Origin of the sequence: Burkholderia ubonensis (genome assembly GCF_001718695.1) — a bacterium.
Classification (GTDB): domain Bacteria; phylum Pseudomonadota; class Gammaproteobacteria; order Burkholderiales; family Burkholderiaceae; genus Burkholderia; species Burkholderia ubonensis_B.
The window spans coordinates 973,556-996,052 of sequence record NZ_CP013420.1; the positions used below are offsets into that span (position 1 = coordinate 973,556).

Genomic DNA, 22,497 nt, shown 5'->3' on the forward strand with positions numbered 1-22,497 from the left:
TCTGTCCAGATTCAGCGCTTGCCCGCGCGGCCCACGCCTTTTTATCTTAATAAAAACGCTTGTTTGAATTACAAATTCGAATCGCCGGTTCGCGTCCGCGCGATCGGCATGGGAGGCGGAACATGGCAGCGGGTCAGGTGGGACGGCCGTCCGCGGGGCGGCCGTCCGGCAACCGGCAAACCGGCGGAACGAAGGCGCGCATCCTCGATGCGGCCGAGGATCTGTTCGTCGAGCACGGCTTCGAGGCAATGTCGATGCGGCAGATCACGTCGCGCGCGGCAGTCAATCTCGCGGCGGTCAACTATCACTTCGGCAGCAAGGAGGCGCTGATCCACGCGATGCTGTCGCGGCGGCTCGATCAGCTCAACCAGGAGCGGCTGCGCATTCTCGATCACTTCGACGCGCAGCTCGGCGCGCACGTCACGTGCGAGCACGTGCTCGGCGCGATGTTCATCCCCGCGCTGAAGGCATCGCGCGATCCGGAGCGCGGCGGCCGCGCATTCCTGCGGCTGATCGGCCGCGCGTACACCGACCCTTCGCCGTTCGTGCGCAACTTCCTGACCGCGCACTACGCGAGCGTCGCGGTCCGCTTCTTCGACGCGTTCCAGCGCGCGCTGCCGAACCTGCCGCGCGCGGAGCTCGGCTGGCGGCTGCACTTCGCGATCGGCGCGCTGTCCGGCGCGCTCGCGGGCGCCGAGACCGAGAGCCTGATCGACGAGTTCTCGCAAGGCCGCAAGATGAACGACGTGCAGATGATCGCGCGGCTGTCGTCGCTGATTGTCGCCGCGCTGAAGGCGCCGCTGCCCGACAGCGCGCAGCTCGCGATCTTCGCGGCGGTGCTCGACGACGCGGGCGCGAACGACCTCGTGCCCGCGGCGCCCTCGGTGCCGGTCACGCCGGTCGCGCCCGCCGACACGCCGGCCGACGACACGACGCTGCATCACGCAACCTGACGGCGGCCGCGTTGCGCGGCTGCCGCTCGCGGCCGCGCCGCACGACGTCCGCCTTGCCCTCGAGATCAAGATCCAGGAGCCCCCCATGCCCTCTCCCGCAGCGCCGGCCGCCACGCAGACGCCGCCGAACACCGACGGCATCTGGTACGCGTCGTATCCGCCCGGCGTGCCGCACGAGATCGACGTCACGCGATACGCGTCGCTCGTGCAGTTCTTCGACGAATGCACGACGCAGTTCGCCGACCGCGTCGCGTACGTGAGCGCCGGCGCGTCGATGACTTATGGCGCGCTCGCGCGGAAGGTCGCGGCATTCGCGTCGTACCTGCAGGGCCTCGGCGTGAAGCCCGGCGACCGCGTCGCGATCATGCTGCCGAACACGTTCCAGTACCCGGTCGCGCTGTTCGGCACGCTGAAGGCCGGCGCGATCGTCGTCAACGTCAATCCGCTGTACACGGTGCGCGAGCTCGCGCATCAGCTGCAGGACAGCGGCGCGCAGACGATCGTCGTGTTCGAGAACTTCGCGCGCACGCTGCAGGATGCGCTGCCGCAAACGCAAGTGAAGAACGTGGTCGTCACCGCGCTCGGCGACCTGCTCGGCGACGGCCTGAACCTGAAGGGCCGGCTCATCAACTTCGTGCTGAAGCACGTGAAGAAGCTCGTCCCGGCCTACCACCTGCCGCAGGCCGTGCGGCTGCGCGCGGCGCTCGCGCTCGGCGCGCGCGGCAAGCCGCGGCCCGTGCCGCTGACGCGCGACGATCTCGCGTTCCTGCAGTACACGGGCGGCACGACGGGCGTCGCGAAAGGCGCGATGCTCACGCACGGCAACCTGATCGCGAACCTGCTGCAGGCGAAGGCGTGGATCGCCGATCAGGTGACGGGCGACATCGAGACGGTGCTCACGCCGCTGCCGCTTTATCACATCTATTCGCTGACCGTGAACGCGTTCATCTTCATGGGCCTCGGCGGGCGCAACATCCTGATCGCGAACCCGCGCGACACGAAGATGGTGATGAAGATCATCCGTCACGAGACCTTCACGGGGATCACCGGCATCAACACGCTGTACAACGCGTTCCTCGACAACGAGGAATTCCGCAACCGCGACTTCTCGAAGCTCAAGCTCGCGATGGCGGGCGGCATGGCGATGCAGCGCGCGGTCGCGGAACGCTTCCAGCAGGTGACAGGGCGGCCGGTGATCGAGGGCTACGGGCTCACCGAATGCTCGCCGATCGTCACGATGAACCCGGTGAACCTGCAGGACATGGCCGCATTCAGCGGCTCGATCGGCCTGCCCGCGCCGTCGACCGCCGTGCGCCTGCGGCGCGAGGACGGCACCTGGGCCGGCATCGGCGAGCCGGGCGAGCTGTGCGTGCACGGTCCGCAGGTGATGCGCGGCTACTGGCAGCGCCCCGAGGAAACCGCGAAGGTGATCGACGCCGACGGCTGGCTCGGCACCGGCGACATCGGCGTGATGGACGAGCGCGGCTTCGTGCGGCTGATCGACCGCAAGAAGGACATGATCCTCGTGTCGGGCTTCAACGTGTATCCGAACGAGATCGAGGAAGTGCTGGTGATGCACCCGGGCATCAGCGAGGCCGCCGCGATCGGCATTCCCGACGAGGTGCACGGCGAGCGGATCAAGGTGTTCGTCGTCCGGCGCGACCCGGCGCTGACCGCCGACGACGTGCTCGCGCACTGCCGCAAGAACCTGACCGGCTACAAGATGCCGAAGCTCGTCGAGTTCCGCGATGCGCTGCCGCAGACCAACGTCGGCAAGATCCTGCGCCGCGCGCTGCGCGACGAGGAGCTCGCGAAGCTCGAGGCCGCGAAACAACGCTGAACGATGGCTCGCCCCCGGAGACGCCGCCGATGAACCCACGAACGATGCGCCACGCCGCGCATGCGGCCGCCGCCGTCGCATGCATGCTGACGCTGGCACCGCCGCACGCACAGGAAACGGCCGCCGCCCGCGCGCCCGCGGCCACGACGCTGCCGGCCGAGCTCGACAAGGTCACGCACGAACCGGCTGCGCAGCAGGCACGCTGGCTGCGCGCGGCCGCGCAGCGCGGCACGCTCGCGCAACTCGACGACGCGACGCTCACCGCGCTGTTCAACGCGCTCGATCCGCTCGCGGTGCCGCTCTATGTCGGTCATGGCCCGAATGGCTATCCGTCGTACCAGTTCACGATGGCGCGGCAGGAACGCATCAACGGCAAGTGGCCCGACACGCCCGACCGCATGCTCGTGAAGACGACGCGCGAGCCGTTGCGCGTGTACGCGAAATGGCTGCCGGGCGGCGCGCATGCGGGACAGGAAACGATCTACGACACGACGCTGCGCAAGGACGAGATGTACGGCCATCTCGGCGGGCTGCTCGGCAAGATTCCGCTGTGGACGGCGCTCGACGGCGCGCTGGCGCGCGCCCAGTCGAATCACCAGGTGAAGGATCTCGGCACCGAGTTCATCGCGAACCAGTACCTGAGCGAAGCCAGGAAATACCAGGAGGCCGGTGTCCAGCGGCCGACCCACGTCGAAGCGAAAACCATCGGAGGCGTACGCGTGGTCGCCCTCACCTACGAAACGCCGACCGGCCGCCCGCAGTTCTATGCGAAGAAGGAAGTGCTGGGGCTCGATCTGCACGAGCCGTGGTGCCGTACCGTCGAATCCTGTGACAACGACGGACGGCTGTTCGAGCGGATCGTCATCGAGAAGATCGCGCCGACGTCGTTCGACGAAGCCGCGTTCGATCCGAAGAATCCGGCTTACGCGTTCTGAGCGTCAGGCGCGCCGCGCCGCGCGCCGTGCTCAATCGTCATCGTCGTCGTGGTGCTTGTGCCAGTGCTTGTAGTAGTGCTTGCGCCACTTGCGGTAGCGGTCGTCGTCGTCATCGCCGTAGTAGCCGTACCCGTAGCCCGGATACGCGACCACCGCCGGCTGCGGCGCGACATAGACCGGCGCCGGCTCGACATAGACCGGCGCGACCGGCACGCCGATCCCGACGGACAGGTCGACGTGCCCCGCCATTGCACTGCCGGACGCGACCAATGCCGCGCCGCCGAGCCACACCGCCAAGCCCCTCTTGTTCATGTTTCGTTCCATGTTGCGCCGGCCTGCCCGGCATTCGCCGCGACTGTAATCCGGACGCACACGACGAGGTGCAACGGCGCTGCGAGAGTCGTAACGCGACGTAACAAAACGGCGCTGGCCGTCTGGCCGAATCGCGGAAATGCCCGGAACCGTCTATAGTGGGTTACGGTTCGACACAATCGTGAGCGCGCGCATCGGGATCGAACAGGGTAGAATCCCGCATAAATACCTTGTGGATTCCACGCCACACACACGCACAACATACTTCTGACGCAGGCTCCTGCCGCATCTCAATGGCCAATCCCGCAGAATCCCATCCGCAAAACGACTTCATCAATTCCGCGCGCAAGGAACGTAAGCGCGTTGAAATCTATCTCGTCAACGGCATTCGCCTGACGGGATGCATCGAGTCGTTCGACCAGTACCTGGTGATGCTGCGCACCCCCGTGGGTTTGCAGGGCATCTACAAGCGTGCGATTTCCACCATCCAGCTCGACACCGGCGGTTCGCGCCCCGGCGGCGGCGGCCCGCGCGGCCCGCGCCCGGGCGGCGGCGGGCGTCCCGGCGGCCGTGAAGGCGGCGGACACAGCCCGTACGGCTCGCACGGCGGCTCCCGCGAATCGCGCGGCGACGGCGGCTACGGCTCGCGTGAACCGCGCGAGGGCTACGGTTCCCGCGAACCGCGCGAAGGATACGGCTCGCGTGAGCCGCGGGAAGGCTACGGCGCACCGCGCGAAAGCTACGGCGCGCCGCGCGATACCAGCGACGCACCGGGCAGCAGCGCGCCGTCCGATTCACGTGGCGGCACCGGGCCGGTGATCGTCACCCGCCGCCGCCGGATCGTGCCGGACGGCCAGTAAAACAAAAGGGCAAGCCAAACGGCTTGCCCTTTTTGCTGGTAGGCCGGCGCGGCATGTCGCCGCACCGCGCACCCCATGACCGCTCAGTGTGCCGTCGACGGCAAGCCCGCATTGGCCTCACGCTGCAGCGCGCGCACCTGCTTCTGCAACGCGCGCAACTGACCCTGAAGCTGCGCCTGCTGCGTCTGCAACGCCGCCGTTTCGTCGCGTACGTTCTTCTGGTGATCGGCGACCGCGGCCTGCTGCTCGTGCGCGATCGACAGGTCGGCTTGCAGGCGACGTGCGCGGTCCTGCGTGGCCTGAATCTGCCGGTCGGTTTGCGCCTTCTGCGATTCGAGCTTCGCCGCGCGCAGTTCGTTGACGGCCAGATGCTCGGCCTGCCGCGAGAAATCGCGGTAGACCGCCTCCGCCCGCACCTCGTTGTAGGTCTTGATCACGCGCCAGAACGCCTTCTGCTGGAACAGCGCGACGAAATACGCGCCGTCCTTCACGTTGAACAGCAGGCTCGCGCCATAGCTGCCGTTGTAGTTCGTGCGCATTTCCGTCAGCGTGTGCGCCTGGATCTGGCGCTGCAGCTCATCCACCGTGCTCGGACCGGTCGTATCGCCGGCCTGAATCGGCGTTTGCGCCTGCGCATCGAGCGCCGGAATCGCCGCGACCGGCGCCGACGCCTGCTGCACCGCCGATGCCGCATCGGCTGCCAATCCCTGCGCGTACACGCCCTGCATGCCTCCCATCATGGCGAACAGCACGCATGCCCGCCCCAACCCCGTCATCTGGCTCATGAAATGTTATTCCCGCTCCGAGTCGTTGTAATTCTGCGGGGCATTATCTCATTATTTACTCACTATCGCGGGTCTCGGGCTCCTCGTCGAAGATCTGGTATTTGCGCATTTTTTCCCACAGCACCTTGCGGCTGATGCCGAGCTGCTGCGCGGTGTCCTGGCGGCGCCAGCCGTTCGCGTCGAGCGCGGCGATCACGCGGCTGCGCTCGCTCATGTCCCACTTGCTGCGGTCGACGAACACCTCGGCCGCGCTCTCCGCCGGCACCGGCTGCGCGGCGCTGCGCGCATGCGCGACCAGGCGCTGCAGCCGCGCGGCGTCCCAGCCGCCCGTCTGCCGCACCGTCACGCCGACGCGCTCGGCGAGATTGCGCAGTTCGCGCACGTTGCCGGGGAAATAGCTGTCGGCGACGGCGTCCGCGAGCCAGTACGGCAGGTCGGGCAGCTGCGCGAGCTTCTCGCCGCCGACCACCTGCGCGACGAACGACTTGAACAGCGCGATCTTGTCGACCGCGCCCCGCTCCTCGAGCGACGGGATGCTCAGCTCGATCACCGCGAGCCGGTAATACAGGTCCGCGCGGAACAGCCCCTCCTTGACGAGCTGCGGCAGCTTCTTGTTGCTCGCGGCGACGAGGCGGAAATCGACCTTGATCGGCGACGTCGCGCCGACACGCAGCACCGCGCCGTCCTCGAGCACGCGCAGCAGCTTGACCTGCTGGTAGAGCGGCAGGTCGCCGACCTCGTCGAGAAACAGCGTGCCGCCCGCGGCCTGCTCGAAATACCCTTTATGCGCAACAACCGCGCCGGTGAACGAGCCTTTCGCGTGGCCGAAGAACAGCGATTCGAACAGGCCGTCCGGAATCGCGCCGCAGTTGACGGGCACGAATTCGCCGAGCCGGTAGCGCGAGTGCTTCTCGTGCAGCAGTTGCGCGATGCGTTCCTTGCCGACGCCGGTTTCGCCATGCAGCAGCACGTTGGTGTCGCAGTCGGCGAACGTGTCGACTTCGCGCAGCAGCGCCTGCATCGATTCCGAGTGGGCGACGAGCTCGGACGGCTGCAGCGTCTGCGCGGCGTGCGCGCGCAGCTGCGTGACGAGCTTGCCGACCATCCCGCGCAGTTCCGCGCAGGTGAAGTCGAGCGGCAGGATGTGCGAATACTCGGGCGGATACTGCGACGCGTCGTGGTCGCGCGCGGCGCCGACCCAGACGACCGGCATGCCGATGTTGGCCTGCCAGTCGCGCAGGAACGCGGCGCCGGTCTCGATCATCGTCACGCTGATGATCGCCAGCGACGGGCGCATCGCGGCGCGCTCGGGCGACAGTTCCGCGTTGTCGGCGCGGATCACTTCGACGTCGAAACTCGCCATGCACCGGGCGACGCGGTCGACGATGTCCGCCTTGCCTTCCCAGACGTACAGGTCGAGCTCTTCGATTGCGGGCGTGGTTCTCATGATTCAGTACGGCTACGGTTATGGACGGAAGATGCGGCATCGCAGGTCGGTCGCAGGCGACGGCCGGCCGCGCCGGCCGCCCTCCCGCTGCGCACGAACGCTGCGGGCTTCATTGCACGAGCATCGGATTGCCGCATTTGATCGAGTCCGGTGTATTGGTGACATAGGCGTTCCCGAGACTCAGGCCCAGCAGGCCGGTGACCGAAGTCAGCAGCGAGTCGACGGGTTGCAGGAGCATCGGAACGAGCGTACTGCCCAACGCCGACAGCAGCGGCCCCAGCACGACGTTGAGTATCGGAGTCGTTACGTCGCCCAGTAATTTCAGCAACCCGCCGTTGGCCGTCAGCTGCACCGACAGACCGCTGTTGAGCGCGCTCTGAACCGTGGGGGACAAAAGCTGGTCGGTGCCGGCGCTCAGCGTGTACGGCGACGATGGCGTGCCGGGATACGTGAACACCAGCGGCGTCGGACTTTGATTCGCGACGGGGATCGTCAACTGTCCCGGCGTGAGATTGATGTTGACCGAGATCTCGGTCAGGTCGAGCGCGCCCAGCGTCAGCACGTCGACCAACGTCGTCAGGCCGGAGATCAATCCGCCTAGATTGAGCAGGTTCAGCAAGCTCTGCAGATTGACCGATACCAGCGTGATCGGCGTCGCACTGCCGCTCGCCGTATATCCGCTCGGCGCCTTCAGGTTGATCGGGGTGTTCGCCGAGCCGCCGAGATAGACGGCAAGTAACCCGGTCTGCACGTTTACCGTCGCGCTCTTCGTGCCGTTCGCGGAGCAGGTGACGGATGCGAGCCCGGCCGTCGCCGGAGCGACATAAGCGGTAACGGGCAGTTGAACGGCTGCCAACGGCGTCGCCTTGCCTGACGGACATGTGCCACCCGGAAAGACGAGCGAACCGTTCGAACACGTCGACAGCAGCGAAATCGACATATTCAGGAACACGTTGCCCTGCGCGGTCGACGTATTGGTCACGCAGTCCGACGTCCCGCAATTGGATGGCCCGGGCGGGCCGCTCGCCGTGGAAGGCGGCATTCCGGTCAGCGCCACCGAACCCGTCACCGTCGCATTCAGCAGCGGTGCCAGTGCGGTCGGCGTCTGGACCATGATGCTCGGAATGGATACGGCGTTCGTGCCGTTCGCGACCTGAAGTGCGGTCGACAGCAAACCGAACGCGTTGACGCTCGCATCGACCGCGGAGCTTCCCGTTGCAGTGGCAACCGACACCAGCTGATTCAGTGCGATCGTGGGGCCGCCGCATGCGCCCGCGCTGCACAGTCCGGCCGTGATTGCATTCAGCACGTTCAGCTTGACGCTGGCGACGTTCTGCTGCGTCGCCGCCTGAATCATCGCATTCGCAAGCTGCCCCAGCGTCACCGTGCCGTTGAGCACCGACGTGCTGGAGCCGACCGGCAGATTGGCGAGAATGCCGGCGAGCTTCAGGTTGACCTGCGCCAACCCCTGATAATCGACCGCGTTGAGCGTCAACGCATTCGGCGACCCCGTCAGCAATTGAAGCAACTGGTTCGCGAGGCCGCCGTTCAACGACGCAAGCGACGAGGACAGCGTGAAGGTGTCCGTCGGCGTGCTCTTCGCGATCGCCGATGCGCTGATCGTCGTTCCACTGCGGAAAAATCCGGTCACCGGCTCGGAGACGGTCACGCATACGGCATTGGCCGACTGGCCGTTTGCAGTTCCCGCCTGCAGCCCGCCGCATTGCCCGGCGGTCGGATCCCCGGCAGTCGGTGTAAACAGCGCGCTGCCACTACTCGACTGAGGCGCTGTCCAGACACCGCACGTCACGGACAGCGTCGCGTTCGCCGGCACCGCATTCGCAGTGGGGTTCGCGACTTGCTGGGCGGCGGTCTTTGCCGCCGTGCACGTCGAGTCGGCGCTCGCCTTCATGACGGACGACAGCGCGGCCAGGTCTGCGGCCGCCTGCATATGGCGTCGTTCCGAATAAAACCGGCCGATATCGATGCCGCTCAACACGATGACGGCCACCGACAGCCAGATCGCCGCCATGATCGCAATGGAGCCGCGCTGGCGGCGCTGCGCGAGCCAGCCGGAGCCGCGGCGCCGTGCCATTCGTGATTGATCTGCGCGCATCGCCACTCGCTTACTGCGCACCCTGCCCGCTGCCCGACATCCCGCCGGACGCGCCGAGTTGCGTGCTCATCGACTCGGGAATCTTGTTCTTGAATGAATCGAGATAGCGCTGGTAGACCAGCGACGCAACGTCGCCGAGCAACGGTTGCGTCGGCGCTGCAGCGCGGTTCTGCGCCTGCAGCGTCAGCCAGTCCCGTGTCGAACGTCCGACGACGGATGCATCGGGCGCCGCATCCTGCTGCTGTGCGTGTGCGCCGACCGGACCGAGCGTGATGCACGCGATCGCAGCCAACGCCGCATGCCGGCCGGACCACATGTTTCGATGACGATTGTTGTTCATGTCGTTCCCCGCCTGTCTGTTCATTGTGCAAACCGTTGCAACAGCGGCACGGTCTGGTCATAGCCGACATTGTTTGCCATCGGCGTGATGGGGGCAGTCGCAGCGCGGCGCGACACCACCGGCGGCGTCGCAACCGCGCGCTGCTGCGCGCGTGCGGCAGCTGCGATTTTCGCCGCATCGCTGCTAATGTCCTTGCGGATCCCGGCCGGCATACGCTGCTGATTCATCAGCCGTTGCGCGTCCTGGGTGCGGCCGGCGGCAAGCAGATACAGCGCGAGGTTGCTGACGATCTTCGGATTGCGCTGATCGAGTTCCGCCGCCTTCATCAATGGGACCCGCGCGCCGACCACGTCCCCGTTGCGCAATTTCGCGTACGCGAGATCGGACAGCATCGACGCATCGGTCGGCGCCAGGTCGGCAGCCTGCGTGAGCGCCTCTACCGCGCGACCGAAATCTCCGGCCGCTCCGGCGATCAGCCCGAGCCCGCGATACCCGCGCGCGGCGAGCGGCGTGTTCAGCAATTGCGTATAGACGGCCGCGCTCGCAGCCGGCTGGTCGGTCATGCGCAGCGCGTCGGCGCGCAGCAACGTCGACTCCGGCGACGCGCCGTACTGCTTCTCGTACGCGTCGATGTGCGCGAGCGACGCGTAATACAGGCCCTGCGCCTGCATCCGCTCGATCAGCCCGAGATACATCGCGGGCGTATCGGGCACCGCTTGCTTCTGGTCCGCGGCCTGGATCAACGCCGCACGTTCGGTCTGCGCGCCGACACCGTACCCGCTCTCCTTGGTCGCGCACGCAACGAGCATCAATGCCATCGTCGCCATGCCGACCTGCTTTGCCATCCTGCCGATCCGCTTCATCGTCCTTCCTTTCGTCCGTCAATGATGCACGGCCAGCGCGCGCATCACGGCCAACAATCCCGGCCCGGCCGTCACGATCAGCAGCGCCGGCAGCAGCGTGACGATCATGACGCCCGTCATCTTCACCGTCAGGCGGCCGATGCGCTCGCGCAGCATCGCGCGGCGCGCCTCGCGCAGCCGGTCGCCGAACTGCTTGAGCGGCTCCTGCACCGCGCCGCCGTGCTTGTCGACCTGGATCATCAGGCGCACGATCGCGCGCAGGTCCTCGTTGTCGAAGCCCGACGCCAGCCGCTGCAGCGATTGCTCGCGCGTGCGGCCGGCCGCGAACTGCCGCTGCGCGATGCCCATCTCCGACGACAGCACCGGCATCATCCCCCTGAAATCGTTCGTCACGACCTGCAGGCTCTGGTCGAGCGACAGGCCGACGCCCTGCAGCAGCCGCAGCATGTCGACCAGCAGCGGCAGCTCGTCGATCACGCTCTGGCGTCGCGCGGCCGCACGACGCTGTACGTAGAGTTTCGGCAGCATGAAACCGACCGAAAAAGCGGCAAACATGCCGATCGTCCAGTACCCGCCTTTCATTCTGCCGCTCGCCAGTATTGCGAACAGCAGCGGCACCGTGATCCCGCAAACGATCCGCGCGCTCAGGAACAGCCCGCGCGTGCGCGCGTCGACATAACCGCACTGTTCGAGCAGCCGGCGGTCCTCGTCGGCGACGATGTGCCGGCCGAACCCCGTATCGAGCAAGCGCATTCCTGCCGCCGCCAAGCGCGACAACATGCGCTCGATACGCTCGCGGCCGCGTGCTACCTGTTGCGCGCCCGCGCCGTCGTCCGGCGCGGCGCGCGTCCTGGCGGCCTCCAACGCCGCCATGCGCCGCTCGAGCGCATCTGCAAGCGCACGCTCCGCGCGCGAGGCCGCACTCGCACGCAGCAATGCCGCCATGCCGAGCAACAGCACGCCGAGTGCGCCAAGCGCGAGAGCTATTGATCCGATTTGAGCTGCCGTCATCGCGTCACCTGAGCCTAGCCATTCGGTACAACCACAGACTGCCGGCCACCTGTGCCAGAAATGCGAGCATCAGAAGCGTGCGACCGCTCGGATCGTTCCACATGCCCTCCAGGTATCTCGGATTGGTCATCACGACAAAGCTGCCGATCGCGATCGGCAGCATCACCAGCACCCAGGCCGACAGCCGCGTCTCCGACGACATCGCCACCAGTTCGCGCTCCGCCTGCTCGAGATCGCGCATGAACACCGCCATGCGTTCGAGCATCACGTCGGCGCGGCCGCCGTAGCGCACCGACAGCCGCAGCACCGACCCGACCAGTTCGAACTCCCGCGTGTGATAGACCTTCGCGATATGCACCATCGCGCGATCGATCTCGACGCCCGTGCGCAGCATCCGCGACACCACGTCGAGGCAGCCGCGCAACGGCGCCTCGGTCGTCAGCAGCGCGGCCTGGAACGCGGCCGGCACGCTGTTGCCGAGCGTCACGAGACGCACGATCCCGTCGAGGAACGACGGCAGCTGCCGGACGATCTTCAGCCGTCGCCGCTGGATGCGCGATGCCAGCCAGACGCCGAACATCGCGCCGCCGCACACGAGCGCCGCCAGACCGGCGAGCACGCCGGCGCGATGGGTCGCGAGCCCGGCGATCGCCAGCAGCACGGCCAGCGCACCGATCGCCTTGCCGCGAGCGCCTTCGATGCCCGCGCGGTTGACGAGATTGGCGAGGTACTCGGCGGCCGACGCATACCACTGCACCCAGAAGGCCTCGGCCATCGCGCCGCGCGCGACACCGGACGGCGACGCGGTGCGCGCGCCGGCAGATGCCGCCGCCGGCTGCGCCGGCGCGCGCGCGGCCGGCTCGAGCCGGCTGTCGATGAAGCGCTTCGCGTCCGTTCGCACGCGCCGGGTTTCTGCATGTCGCCACAGCATCAATGCCGATGCCACGCACAGCATCGCGACCGCGAGCACCCAGACCATCGCGCTATACATTGAAGCCCCCGCCCCGACCGAATCCGCCACCGCCGAACCCGCCGCCGAATCCACCGCCCGCCGCGCCGCCCGACAGCGTCTGGCGGAAGCGCGCGAGCTTCGGCGAATGCGGGTGGATGCCGAGCGATTCCCAGTGGTCGACTTCGTCGCCTTCGGGCGTCACGCGCGCTTCGTAGCGGTACAGCTCCTGCGTCGCGATGATGTTGTCCGACAGCCCCGTGACCTCTGTGATCGACAGGATTCGCCGCCGCCCGCTCGACAGCCGGCCGATCTGCACGATGAAGTCGATCGCGTTCGCGATCTGCCGGCGCAGGCTCGATTCGGTGCCCTGGAACCCGGCGAAACCGGCCAGCATCTCGAGACGGTACAGGCACTCGCGCGGCGAGCTCGCGTGCACGGTGCCCATCGAGCCGTCGTGCCCGGTGTTCATCGCCTGCAGCATCTCGAGCACTTCGCCGCCGCGCACTTCGCCGACGATGATGCGGTCCGGCCGCATCCGCAATGTGTTGCGCAGCAGGTCGCGGATCGTCACGACGCCGGTGCCGTCGAAGCCGCCCGGCCGGCTCTCGAGCCGCACCACGTGCGGGTGGTTCAGCGACAGCTCGGCCGTGTCCTCGATCGTGACGACGCGCTCGGGCTCGGGAATGTGGAACGCGAGCGCGTTGAGCAGCGACGTCTTGCCGGAGCTCGTGCCGCCCGATACGAGGATGTTGCAGCGCGCCTCTACCGCGGCCTCGAGCAGCGCGCCGAGCTCCTCGTTGAAGGTGCTGTTGGCGAGCAGGTCGGCCGGCTTCAGCGGGTCCTTGCGGAACTTGCGGATCGACACCACCGGACCGTCGATCGACAGCGGCTCGATCACGACGTTCACGCGCCCGCCGTCCGGCAGCCGCGCATCGACCATCGGATTCGATTCGTCGAGGCGGCGGCCGATCGGCGCGAGGATGCGCCGCACGATCCGCAGCAGGTGCGCGTTGTCGGTGAAGCGCACCGGCAGCTTCGCCAGCACGCCGTGGCGCGACACGTAGATGTCCTTGTAGCCGTTGATGAGGATGTCCTCGACGTGCGGATCGGCGAGCAGGTCCTCGATCGGCCCGAAGCCGGCGAGCTCCTTCGTCAGCGCCTCCGCGATCGTGCGCACCTCGTTCTCGTTGAGCGGGATGCGGCGCAGGCGCACGAAGCTGTCGATCTCCAGGTCGACGAACTGGTTGATCGCCTGCCGCGACCAGCGTCCGAATTCGGCGCCCAGCTCCTCGATCCGCGTGAGCAGATGCTCGTGCGCGGCATCCTTGATGTCGTGGAATTGCTGCGTCTGGGAGAACGGCGCGGCGCCGTCGGCGAATTGAATGTCGTGTGCCATCGCTTACGATCGCCTGGACGAAGGTTGAATGAAGCGCTTGAGCGCGGAAAGACCCGACGCGGCGCGCGGTGCGGCGGCGGCGCCCGCGAGCCGCTCGGCGAGCGGCTCGAGCGCGCGCACGTACGGATCGCGCTCCGCCGTGTCGACGATGAGCCGGCCCTGGTTCGCCGCCTGGCCGATCGGCACGCGGCGCGCGGGCAGCGTCGCCAGCAGCGCGACGCCGAGACGGTCGGCGATCTGGGTCGGCGTCAGGCTGAGCGCCGGGTCGTACTGGTTGACGACGAGCCGCATCTTGCCGCTGTCGACGCCCGCATCGCGCAGCCCCTCGAGCAGGTCGACCGCCGACACGATCGACGCGACGTTTTGGTCGCAGACGAGCCACGCCTCGTCGGACGCCGCCGCGATCTGCGCGACGAATTCCCGGTTCGAGAACCCGCCGAGATCGACGAGCTGCTGGTCGAAGAATGCGCGCAGCCGGTTCAGCAGGCCGACGCACGACGCGTACGACACCTCGCGCAGGTCCGCGAGGTTCGGCGGCAGCGTCGTCAGCGCGACGCCGCTCGCATGGCGGGTCAGCGCGGTATTGACGAACGTGCGGTCGATGCGGCGCAGGTTGCGCACGGCCTCGACGAAGTGGAACTCGCAGCGCGTGTTGAGGAACAGCGCGCTGTCGCCGGTGGGCAGCCCGAGGTCGACGAGCGCGGTCTGCCGGCCGCGCGACGCGGCGGCGCCGCCGCTTGATGCACCGCTTGATGCACCGAATGCGGCGCCGTCTGCCGCGCCCGCCGACCCGCGCTTGTGCAGCCAGACCGCCAGGTTCGCCGCCAGCGTGCTCACGCCCATTCCGGCGCGCGCGCCGAGCAGCGCGACCAGCTTGCCGTGACGGTTCGCCGGCTCGCCGCCGCCGGCGTGCTCGAGCAGCCCGCGCGTGATGCGCAGCGCGTCTTCCGCGGCGCCGGACACGTCGATGAAGTCGCGCACGCCCGCCCGCAACGCGGCGAGCGCGCTTTCCGGTTCGGCGAGCATGCCGAGCGCGACGACCGGCAGCCCCGGATGCGCGACGCGCACCGCGGCGGCCGCCGCGCTCGCCGCCGCCTGCGCGCCGGAGAAATCGATGAAGACGATCGCGGGATTGAGCCCTGCGATGCGCTGTGCAAGCGCGGCCGGATCGAGCGGCGCGGCCTCCACCGCGCCGGCCGGCACCAGGGTCTCGCCGAGCCAGCCGATATGCCGGTCGTGCTGCGACGCGCATACGAAGTAATCGGTCACGGCGGGCTCAGCCAACGAATGGGTTCTCGCGTTCATGTGGGACATCCCCGGTCAGGCAGCGCGCGACGGCGCGCCCCGCGTTCATTTCGAAAACCCCGGCGCCGCGTCGGGCGATGCAATGCCGCCGAGGTACGACCGCCACACCGGGCCGTCGCGCTGCTCGGACAGCTCGCCCGGCGTGGCCGGCAGCGAGGCGCCCTTCGCGATCGGCGCGACGAGGTGCGGCGTCACGATGATGACCAGCTCCTTGTCGTTCTGCTGATAGTTGAGCGTCTTGAAGAACGCCCCGATGATCGGCAGGTCGCCGAGCACCGGCACCTTGTTGACGTTCGACATCGTCTCGCGATCGATCAGGCCGCCGATCACGAAGCTCTCGCCGTCGCCGAGCTCGACCGTCGTATCGGCGCGGCGCGTCGTGATCGCGGGCACCGCGACGCTGTTGATCGTCACGCCGTGCAGGAAATCGAGCTGGCTCGATTCGGGCGCGACCTTCAGCGCGATGCGGCGCGGGCTCAGCACCGTCGGCGTGAGCGTCAGGCCGACGCCGTACTGCTTCCACTGGATCGCCGTCGAGCCGAGCGCCTGCGGCACCGGCACCGGGATCTCGCCGCCCGCGAGGAAGCTCGCGCTCTGGCCCGACAGCGCGACGAGCGTCGGCTGCGCGAGCACCCGCGCGAGATTGTTCGCTTCGAGAATCGACAGGTTCGCGAAGATGCCGTGCCCGGCCGCGTTCACGACCAGGTTGAAGGCGGACGCAACGGGTGCGCCGAGCGTCGGGATATAGGCCGCCGTACCGGGACCGGACCCGCCGTTGTACGACTGCACGCCGCCCGGCGAGAACGAGCCGAACGCAAAGCCGTTGCTCTGCTTGAAGAAGTTCAGCCCGGCCTCCTTCAGCACCGAGCGGCTGAATTCGACGACGCGCACGTCCACTTGCACCACGTTCTTGCCGGCCAGCGTCGAACGATCGATCACCGCGCCCTTCGGGCTCATGTTCTTCGCGACGGCCACCGCGCGTTCGTGCGCATCGAGCGAGCCGGCCGTGCCGCGCAGCACCGACGTGCCGCCATAGGCCTTCACCTGCGGCGTCGACGCGTCGAGCACCGCGTGCGCGGCCGCGTCGACGACGTTGACGTTCCACACCATCGGCTCGTCGCGGCCGCGCTCCCACAGCATCACGTTCGTCGAGCCGGGCGCCTTCGCGACCAGCAGCACGGCGCCGGCGCGGCTGCCCTTCATGATCAGCACGTCGGCCACCGACGGATCGCCGACCGCGACCCGTTGCAGCGCGCGCCCGGCGGCGATCTGCCGTTGCGAGCCGACGGCGAGATCGATCGTCCCGCTCGCGCTTGCCATGGATGCGAAGGTCAGGGCCCACAGAGCCATCGCGAATGCAGTCAGGGTGTTTTTCATGGATTGTTGTACCGTGGCACGGCCATTACATGTCGTCGCTGATATCGATAGGAATCGATGCTGTTCAATACGCAACCGTTTCCGAGCGGCCGCCGCGTATCACTTCGATGCCGCCGCCGCTGCCCGTCGCCCCCGCGGCGGACCGCACGGCCGGCGGAAGGTGCGACGGCAGCGGCGGGACATTGACATTGGCCGCCGCGGCATTGCGCTGGGTGCCCGACAGCTGTTGCAGCGAGACGCCGGCAGCGGCCAGCGCCGACGGCGACAGCTTGTTGTCGGTGCGTACCGCGACGGTCTGCATCGCGAGCTCGTCGTCGCGCGGGTTGCGCAGCGCGAGCGTCAGGCGGCCGTTCGCCTCGGCCAGCGTGAGCGCGTCCACCTGCGCGGTCGGCACCGCGAGTACGGCGATGCGGGCGTTGCTCGGCTGGCCGTTGCTGCCGTTCGTGGTGCTGCCGCTGTCGCGCTCCGGCGTCGCATCGCCGAACGCCAGCACGCGCACCTTCGACAGCAGCAGGCGCGCCTGCGTCTGGGACACCTCGCCGTCGAACATCGCGCCGCCGCCCTCGCGCTTCAGGTTCAGGAACACGTCGACGAAGTTGCCGGGCCGCAGCCGGTTGCCGACGGCGTTGGTCTCGTCGACGCGCACCGCGACCGCGCGCTCGCCAGGCTGGATGTCTTCGGCGAGGCCGGAAACCAGCGCGTCGGGCGTGATCGGCGCGGATGCGGGGATGTCGCGGGCGGGGACACGGCCGACCACGGTGGCGGGATCGACCACCGCTCCTGTCGGTACCGATGCAATCGCCTGCAGTTTCACCGCGTCGGCGGCGATCGGCTGGCCCGCCGGCAGCGTGCGCGTCGCGATCACGACGGGTGCGGGATTGGCGGCGACCGCCGGTTGCGCGGGCACCGAATGAGACGCACTGCGTCCGAGCATCCATGCGTAGATGCCCAGCAGGACTGCGATCGCAATCAGCAGGCCGGCGATGATCTTCGTTACGTTATTGGCCATGTTGTCGTTTGGGGTGCCGGTATTGGGGCTGTGTCGATTATTTTGGTCAGGAACATCGTGCGTCGCGAAGCCGCCGCTTCACGACGCGGTCTTCATTGAAGCAGCGACTGCGAAATCTGGACTACTGCCGTACTGGTCAACGGCTGAGTGACAATGGTTCCGAGAAACGGCATGGTGGTCACCCACGCTCGAGGCGAATAACTCACCGTGACCGACAGGCAATACAGCGTCGCGTCGTACTTGCATGCCGGTGCCTGCACCGTGACGCTGGGCGCGCTGATATTCAGCCAGCCCACGACGGTCTGCGCGGCAGACTGCGCTTTCGACGTGCGGGTCGCGAGGTCCGGCGCGTAGTTCAGCGCCGCGCGTGCGCCTTCGCTCGCCGCGAACGTCAGGCTCTGCTGAATCACGAAAATCATGCCGAAGCAGATGATCGCGTAGCAGATCACGAAAAAAAGCGGAAAGATGATCGCGAATTCGACGGCGGTCGCCCCGCGCTGCCGCCGATATCGCGCCGGACGCCCCTGCCGCTTCATCGCACGCCTCCCGCCGTAGCGACACAGACGAGCCACAGCGCCGCGGGAATCGCGAGGCACGCCCCATAGGGCGTCGCGCGATACCGGCCCAGCGCCAGCGTCGGCGCACTGCGGCCGCGCAACGCGCGAAGCGGCGTGCGAGTCAACAACAGGACCGCAAGCGCATGCAGGCAAGCGACCAGGCTCGCCGCGATCCATAGCCACAATAGTCCGTGCACGCCACACCACGCACCGAGCGCGGCGAACACTTTGACGTCCGCCGCGCCCATCACGCGCGCAACGAAAAATGGCAAAAGGCACGCCATCCCGACGAGCATGCCGAGCAATGCGTGCAGCGGCGCTATGCCGAACGGACTGGCGCCACACAACGCGCTTGCGAATGCGGCAGCCATGCCGCCGAAGACGAGCGAATTCGGAATTCGTCGGTAGCGGATATCACTGGCCGCGACGAATATCGCCCAGGCCAGAAAAACCCCGATTGAAATGAAATATGCCATCGCGCCACGACCGATCGCGGATATGGATCAGACGGCTCGCACCAGCGAGCCGTCTGACATCGCGCCTAAAAACGACGATTGGGAATACTCAGCTGCCCAATTTGCATGCGGACGCAACGGTAGCGCTCGCGCCGCCAAGCGACGAGACACACGATCCGATCGATGTAAACATCGTGTTGAGATTGCCACCCAGCGACGACACGCCGGCGATGATGGCGACCGCGACTAGACCCGCAATCAACCCATATTCGATCGCGGTCACCCCGTCTTCCTCCTTGAGGAAGCGAATCATCATTGCTTTCATTTTATTTCCTCGTGCCTGTATGTACGTTCTTTGGCCTGTTATACGTTGTACATCCCCGCATATCCGGCCGTTGCCCCGCGTGATTCGTTACTCCTGCCGTAACGACAAGCGGGTGCGCTTTCTTTATAGGTCACCCCGAAGGGCGCATACGACGATTTGATGCAAGTTAACATTCGCGATAGTGATCCTCCTCGAACGTCGTGTACCAGTCTGTACATTTACTTACACCGATCCGGATTCTATATCCGATCCTATTTATGTTCCAACCTCTTTTAAGAGCCGGCCGAAAAACTTTCCGCCGCAGGACCATTTGTACGGGGTTTCGGTACGACTTACACATAGGATTTACGATAGGTTAGATGTGCACATCTAATCCACCAGTAAAACAATTCGCGCACCCGTGCCACCTGCCCCACATCCACGTTACGCCGCGCGCGTAACGCCAAAGACCGCACGTTACGTTACGAAACGCGCGAAATCGTTTGCCTCAATCCGGCTTTAAACAGTTTCAACAATCTTTCAATTACCGCCAATGCCTTTTGCGACAAGGAATTGGCGCGTTTTAAGCGATTCATCGACTCCGTCGCCATCGGAATGGCACGACAGTTGCAGAGTAGTCCGCGCACCACTCAACACAACATCAGTTTTAATGCGAGGACGAAATGGACATTCAGGTAATCCCTCATGGCGCGCTCCGGACGACTCTGATCACGGCCACCGTGGCAGCCATGCTTTCCCTGTCCGCCTGCGGCGGCTCCGGTTCGATCAGCAAGGGCCTCGGCGGCTCGAACTCGGGCGGCGGCAGCGATTCGATTTCCACGTCCGGCGGCGGCACGTCGGGCGGCACGTCGGGTTCGACCAGCGGCAGCACGTCGGGTAGCACCAGCGGCTCGACGAGCGGTTCGACCAGTGGCTCCACCAGCGGCTCCACGAGTGGAACGACCAGCGGCACGTCGAGCGGCACGAGCGGCACGTCGGGCGTGTCGTCGAACGCGGTGGGCAACGTGCTCGCCAGCAGCAGCAACATCGTGACCGGTGTCGGTTCGACCGTGTCGGGTCTCGGCGCCGTGGTCGGCAGCCAGACGCTGCCGGGCGTCAACCCGCAGACGACGCAAGCGGCCGGCGGCATCGTGCAAAGCGTCGGCGGCGCGGTGACCGCGCTCGGCAATGGCCTCGGCAACGGGCTCGGCCAGCTCGGCGCGACGAGCAACCCGGTCGGCGTCACGGTGGCCAGCACCGGCGGCGCAGTCAATCAGCTCGGCAACGCGGTCACGCAGACCGGCAATCTCGTCACGAGCCTCGGCAGCGGCCCGCTGTCGCCGCTCGCACCCGTGACCGGCGCAGTCGGCGGCCTCGTGCAGACGGTCGGCAACGCGGTCTCGGGCGGCGGCACGACACTGTCGAACGTGCTGTCGACCGGCCCGATCCAGCAAGTCACGCAGACCGTCAGCTCCGTGATCACGCCGATCACGACGATGGTCGGCAACACGACCCAGACGGTTGGCTCCGCAACCGGTCTCGGCGCGCCGGTCAACACGCTGCTCGGCACGCTCGGCAACGGTCTGAACCAGGCCGGCGCAATGATCGCGTCGACGGGCGGCAACCCGGTCACGAGCGGCCTCGGCTCCACGGTGTCGTCGACAGGCAATACCGTGAAGACGGTCGGCGGGCTGCTGACCGGCGGCAGCGGCGGCGTCACCAACCCGCTTGCACCGGTCACGGGTCTCGTCTCCACGGTCACCGGCGCACTCGGCGGCGCAACGGGCGGCTCCACCAGCCCGCTTGCACCGGTCACGGGTCTCGTCTCCACGGTCACCGGCGCACTCGGCGGCGCAACGGGCGGCTCCACCAGCCCGCTCGCACCGGTCACGGGTCTCGTCTCCACGGTCACCGGCGCACTCGGCGGCGCAACGGGCGGCAGCGGCGGCCCGCTCGCACCGGTCACCGGTCTCGTCTCCACCGTCACCGGCGCACTCGGCGGCGCTGCGGGCGGCGGCAGCGGTCCGCTCGCGCCGGTCACCGGCCTCGTCTCCACCGTCACCGGCGCGCTCGGCAGCGCGACGGGCGGCGCTGCCGGCAGCGGCCCGCTGGCCCCGGTGACGGGCGCGCTGTCCACGGTCACCAGCGCAGCCGGCGCGCCCGCACTGAGCGGCGCCACGGGCACCGTCACGAACTCGGGCTCGGGTTCGAACCTGCTCGCGCCCGTCACGTCGCTGATCGGCGGCCTGCTCGGCGGCACCCACAAGTAAATCCGCTCGTTCCATTCATCGACAAGACTGCGAGGAGTCAACCATGTCCCAGCAACGTACTCTCACGTCGGCCGCGCTGCGCCAGTGGCGCGTTCCCCTCACCGCGTTCGCCGCGGCCTGCCTGGTCGCCGCCTGCGGCGGCGGCGGCGTCAGCTCGCCGCCGACGAGCAGCACCAGCGGCACGAGCGGTACCAGCGGCACCGGCAGCAGCGGGACGAGCGGCACCAGCGGCACGACGACGGGCACCAAGGGCGTCGTCAGCACGCTCGGCCAGACCACCTCGGATCTCGGCAGCACGATCGGCAACGTGAGCGTGCCGGGCCTCGGCAACGGCGTGACGCAAGGACTCGGCAGCACCGTGTCGAGCACGGGCACGATCCTCGGCGCGGCGGCGGACGCCGTCAGCAACGGGCTCGGCCAGATCGGCTCCACGCAGAACCCGGTCGGCACGACGGTGGCCGGCCTCGGCAACGTCGTCGGCGCGACGAGCAACACCGTGTCCGGGCTGAGCGCGACGGTCAAGGCGCTCGGCACCGGCCCGCTGGCGCCGCTCGCGCCGGTCACGTCCCCGGTCGGCACGGTGCTCGACACGGTCGCCAACGGCCTCGGCGCCGCCGGCAACACGATCGGCTCGACGCTGTCGTCGGGGCCCGTGCAGCAGGTGACGCAGCCGCTCAGCTCGGCGATCACGCCGCTCGTCATCACGGCCGGCCAGCTCACGCAGCAGGTCGGCACGACGACGGGCCTCGGCCAGCCGGTTTCCGGCCTGCTCGGCCAGGTCGGCGGCGCGATCAGCGCGGCCGGCCAGCAGGTCGCGGGCACGTCGAGCCAGCCGCTCGTCGGCGACGTCGGCCAGCTCGTCACGTCGGTCGGCAACACCGTGACCAACGCCGGCGGCCTCGTCAATCCGAACGGCCCGAATGGCGCCGCGCCGATCCCCGGCCTGATCACGAGCCTCGTCGGCGGCTCGACGGCCACCGTGCAGAGCGGCTCGCCGAGCGGCACGGCATCGGGCTCGACCAACCCGCTCGGCGGCCTGCTGTCGGGTCTCGGCTCGACGCCCGTCGGCCCGCTCACGGGCGCGCTCGGCGGCTCGACGTCGGGCGGCGCGAGCAATCCGCTCGCGCCGGCCACGGGTCTCGTGTCGACCGTCACCGGCGCACTCGGCGGCGCGACGGGCGGCACGGGCAGTACAAACCCGCTCGCGCCCGTTACGGGTCTGCTGAATACCGTCACAGGCGCGGCGGGCAGCGCGACGAGCACCGGGGGATCGTCGAGCCCGCTCGCACCGATCACGTCGCTGGCCGGCGGCGCGACGGGGTCGACGTCGGGCGGATCGACCGGTCTGCTCGCGCCGGTCACGGGATTGCTGGGCACGCTGGGCGGCGTCGGCAAGTAAGGACACCTGCG

General features: G+C 67.9%; 21 protein-coding genes. 6 read left to right on the plus strand and 15 right to left on the minus strand.

The window, feature by feature from the left end:
• Nucleotides 1-122 precede the first annotated feature (122 nt).
• The 3 genes from WJ35_RS04480 to WJ35_RS04490 all read left to right on the plus strand — a co-directional run bounded on the left by WJ35_RS04480 (nt 123) and on the right by WJ35_RS04490 (nt 3,728).
• On the plus strand, nt 123-953 hold the full coding sequence (locus WJ35_RS04480; protein WP_059712726.1) for a TetR/AcrR family transcriptional regulator: 831 nt from the start codon (nt 123-125) through the stop codon (nt 951-953).
• An 85-nt stretch (nt 954-1,038) separates the two neighbouring features.
• On the plus strand, nt 1,039-2,793 hold the full coding sequence (locus WJ35_RS04485) for an AMP-binding protein (RefSeq protein WP_069238809.1): 1,755 nt from the start codon (nt 1,039-1,041) through the stop codon (nt 2,791-2,793).
• A 29-nt stretch (nt 2,794-2,822) separates the two neighbouring features.
• Nucleotides 2,823-3,728 carry a DUF1571 domain-containing protein gene (locus WJ35_RS04490; protein ID WP_069238810.1) on the plus strand — a complete coding sequence of 302 codons (906 nt, stop codon included), beginning with the start codon at nt 2,823-2,825 and terminating at the stop codon, nt 3,726-3,728.
• A gap of 30 nt (nt 3,729-3,758) precedes the next feature.
• Here WJ35_RS04490 and WJ35_RS04495 read toward each other — a convergent pair whose 3' ends face one another.
• A complete protein-coding gene (locus WJ35_RS04495) occupies nt 3,759-4,040 on the minus strand; it encodes a hypothetical protein (protein ID WP_069239402.1) in 282 nt (93 codons plus the stop codon).
• A 293-nt stretch (nt 4,041-4,333) separates the two neighbouring features.
• Between WJ35_RS04495 and hfq the strand changes: the two genes are divergently transcribed.
• On the plus strand, nt 4,334-4,900 hold the full coding sequence (hfq, locus tag WJ35_RS04500) for an RNA chaperone Hfq (protein WP_069238811.1): 567 nt from the start codon (nt 4,334-4,336) through the stop codon (nt 4,898-4,900).
• An 83-nt stretch (nt 4,901-4,983) separates the two neighbouring features.
• Here hfq and WJ35_RS04505 read toward each other — a convergent pair whose 3' ends face one another.
• The 14 genes from WJ35_RS04505 to WJ35_RS04570 form a co-directional block, all read right to left on the minus strand.
• Nucleotides 4,984-5,685 (minus strand): DUF2968 domain-containing protein, encoded by a 702-nt coding sequence (locus WJ35_RS04505; protein WP_069238812.1) that lies wholly within the window; start codon nt 5,683-5,685, stop codon nt 4,984-4,986.
• Between the two features lie 55 nt (nt 5,686-5,740).
• Nucleotides 5,741-7,132 carry a sigma 54-interacting transcriptional regulator gene (locus WJ35_RS04510; RefSeq protein ID WP_010096289.1) on the minus strand — a complete coding sequence of 464 codons (1,392 nt, stop codon included), beginning with the start codon at nt 7,130-7,132 and terminating at the stop codon, nt 5,741-5,743.
• Nucleotides 7,133-7,241: 109 nt separating this feature from the next.
• Nucleotides 7,242-9,248: a pilus assembly protein TadG-related protein gene (locus WJ35_RS04515; RefSeq protein ID WP_230459673.1), complete on the minus strand. Its 2,007-nt coding sequence runs from the start codon at nt 9,246-9,248 to the stop codon at nt 7,242-7,244.
• A gap of 10 nt (nt 9,249-9,258) precedes the next feature.
• Entirely contained in the window at nt 9,259-9,588 is a 330-nt protein-coding gene (locus WJ35_RS04520) for a DUF3613 domain-containing protein (RefSeq protein ID WP_011884628.1), read from the minus strand.
• A 20-nt stretch (nt 9,589-9,608) separates the two neighbouring features.
• The gene (locus WJ35_RS04525) at nt 9,609-10,451 is read right to left on the minus strand and encodes a pilus assembly protein (protein WP_069238813.1); all 843 of its coding nucleotides are present in this window, start codon (nt 10,449-10,451) and stop codon (nt 9,609-9,611) included.
• Between the two features lie 18 nt (nt 10,452-10,469).
• Nucleotides 10,470-11,462 carry a type II secretion system F family protein gene (locus tag WJ35_RS04530; protein WP_069238814.1) on the minus strand — a complete coding sequence of 331 codons (993 nt, stop codon included), beginning with the start codon at nt 11,460-11,462 and terminating at the stop codon, nt 10,470-10,472.
• 4 nt (nt 11,463-11,466) lie between these two features.
• Nucleotides 11,467-12,453 (minus strand): type II secretion system F family protein, encoded by a 987-nt coding sequence (locus WJ35_RS04535; protein ID WP_069238815.1) that lies wholly within the window; start codon nt 12,451-12,453, stop codon nt 11,467-11,469.
• Complete coding sequence (locus tag WJ35_RS04540) at nt 12,446-13,810, minus strand: CpaF family protein (protein WP_069238816.1); 1,365 nt, start codon at nt 13,808-13,810, stop codon at nt 12,446-12,448. Before WJ35_RS04540 ends, WJ35_RS04535 begins: the two co-directional genes overlap by 8 nt.
• Nucleotides 13,811-13,813: 3 nt before the next feature.
• On the minus strand, nt 13,814-15,115 hold the full coding sequence (locus WJ35_RS04545; protein WP_060237409.1) for a fimbrial protein: 1,302 nt from the start codon (nt 15,113-15,115) through the stop codon (nt 13,814-13,816).
• A gap of 45 nt (nt 15,116-15,160) precedes the next feature.
• Entirely contained in the window at nt 15,161-16,492 is a 1,332-nt protein-coding gene (locus tag WJ35_RS04550) for a type II and III secretion system protein family protein (protein ID WP_069238817.1), read from the minus strand.
• Between the two features lie 64 nt (nt 16,493-16,556).
• Nucleotides 16,557-17,501, minus strand: a complete 945-nt coding sequence (gene cpaB / locus WJ35_RS04555) for a Flp pilus assembly protein CpaB (protein WP_069238818.1) — start codon at nt 17,499-17,501, stop codon at nt 16,557-16,559.
• Nucleotides 17,502-17,593: 92 nt separating this feature from the next.
• A complete protein-coding gene (locus tag WJ35_RS04560; protein WP_011884614.1) occupies nt 17,594-18,037 on the minus strand; it encodes a TadE/TadG family type IV pilus assembly protein in 444 nt (147 codons plus the stop codon).
• The gene (locus tag WJ35_RS04565) at nt 18,034-18,534 is read right to left on the minus strand and encodes an A24 family peptidase (RefSeq protein ID WP_059463905.1); all 501 of its coding nucleotides are present in this window, start codon (nt 18,532-18,534) and stop codon (nt 18,034-18,036) included. The genes WJ35_RS04560 and WJ35_RS04565 overlap by 4 nt, the downstream gene beginning before the upstream one ends.
• Before the next feature lie 88 nt (nt 18,535-18,622).
• Nucleotides 18,623-18,838, minus strand: coding sequence for a Flp family type IVb pilin (locus WJ35_RS04570; RefSeq protein ID WP_069238819.1), 216 nt, complete (start codon nt 18,836-18,838; stop codon nt 18,623-18,625).
• 662 nt (nt 18,839-19,500) lie between these two features.
• Here WJ35_RS04570 and WJ35_RS04575 point away from each other — a divergent pair.
• Nucleotides 19,501-21,087 (plus strand): collagen-like triple helix repeat-containing protein, encoded by a 1,587-nt coding sequence (locus WJ35_RS04575; protein WP_069238820.1) that lies wholly within the window; start codon nt 19,501-19,503, stop codon nt 21,085-21,087.
• 43 nt (nt 21,088-21,130) lie between these two features.
• On the plus strand, nt 21,131-22,486 hold the full coding sequence (locus WJ35_RS04580; RefSeq protein ID WP_069238821.1) for a collagen-like triple helix repeat-containing protein: 1,356 nt from the start codon (nt 21,131-21,133) through the stop codon (nt 22,484-22,486).
• Nucleotides 22,487-22,497: the final 11 nt, after the last annotated feature.